At 54.9% G+C, this 1,165-nt stretch carries 1 rRNA gene; it reads right to left on the bottom strand.

The features are described 5' to 3' along the window. A 23S ribosomal RNA gene (locus tag ACFVVM_RS34310) occupies positions 1-1,165 on the bottom strand; the annotation flags it as partial.

Here is a 1,165-nt window from a genome sequence, read left to right as displayed (position 1 = left end):
AATAAGCCCTCGGCCTATTAGTACCAGTCACCTACACACATTACTGTGCTTCCAGTTCCGGCCTATCAACCCCATGGTCTGTAGGGGGCCTTAACCACTCAAGGTGGAGAGAAACCTCATCTTGGAACAGGCTTCCCGCTTAGATGCTTTCAGCGGTTATCCCTTCCGAACGTAGCCAACCAGCAGTGCTCCTGGCGGAACAACTGGCACACCAGAGGTTCGTCCGTCCCGGTCCTCTCGTACTAGGGACAGCCTTCCTCAAGTTTCTAACGCGCGCGGCGGATAGAGACCGAACTGTCTCACGACGTTCTAAACCCAGCTCGCGTGCCGCTTTAATGGGCGAACAGCCCAACCCTTGGGACCTACTCCAGCCCCAGGATGCGACGAGCCGACATCGAGGTGCCAAACCATCCCGTCGATATGGACTCTTGGGGAAGATCAGCCTGTTATCCCCGGGGTACCTTTTATCCGTTGAGCGACACCGCTTCCACTTGCCGGTGCCGGATCACTAGTCCCGACTTTCGTCCCTGCTCGACCTGTCAGTCTCACAGTCAAGCTCCCTTGTGCACTTGCACTCAACACCTGATTGCCAACCAGGCTGAGGGAACCTTTGGGCGCCTCCGTTACATTTTAGGAGGCAACCGCCCCAGTTAAACTACCCACCAGGCACTGTCCCTGAACCAGATCATGGTCCGAGGTTAGAAGTCCAATACGATCAGAGTGGTATTTCAACGACGACTCCACAAACACTAGCGTGCCCGCTTCACAGTCTCCCACCTATCCTACACAAACCGTACCGAACACCAATACCAAGCTATAGTGAAGGTCCCGGGGTCTTTTCGTCCTGCCGCGCGTAACGAGCATCTTTACTCGTAATGCAATTTCGCCGAGTCTGTGGTTGAGACAGCAGAGAAGTCGTTACGCCATTCGTGCAGGTCGGAACTTACCCGACAAGGAATTTCGCTACCTTAGGATGGTTATAGTTACCACCGCCGTTTACCGGGGCTTAAATTCTCAGCTTCGCGCCGAAGCGCTAACCGGTCCTCTTAACCTTCCGGCACCGGGCAGGCGTCAGTCCGTATACATCGTCTTACGACTTCGCACGGACCTGTGTTTTTAGTAAACAGTCGCTTCTCTCTGGTCTCTGCGACCCCACCCAGCTCAG

The organism is Nocardia sp. NPDC058176, from assembly GCF_042883805.1.
Lineage (GTDB): Bacteria > Actinomycetota > Actinomycetes > Mycobacteriales > Mycobacteriaceae > Nocardia.
The sequence above is the reverse complement of the archived record's forward strand: the minus strand, read 5'-3'. Positions and strand labels throughout refer to the sequence as shown.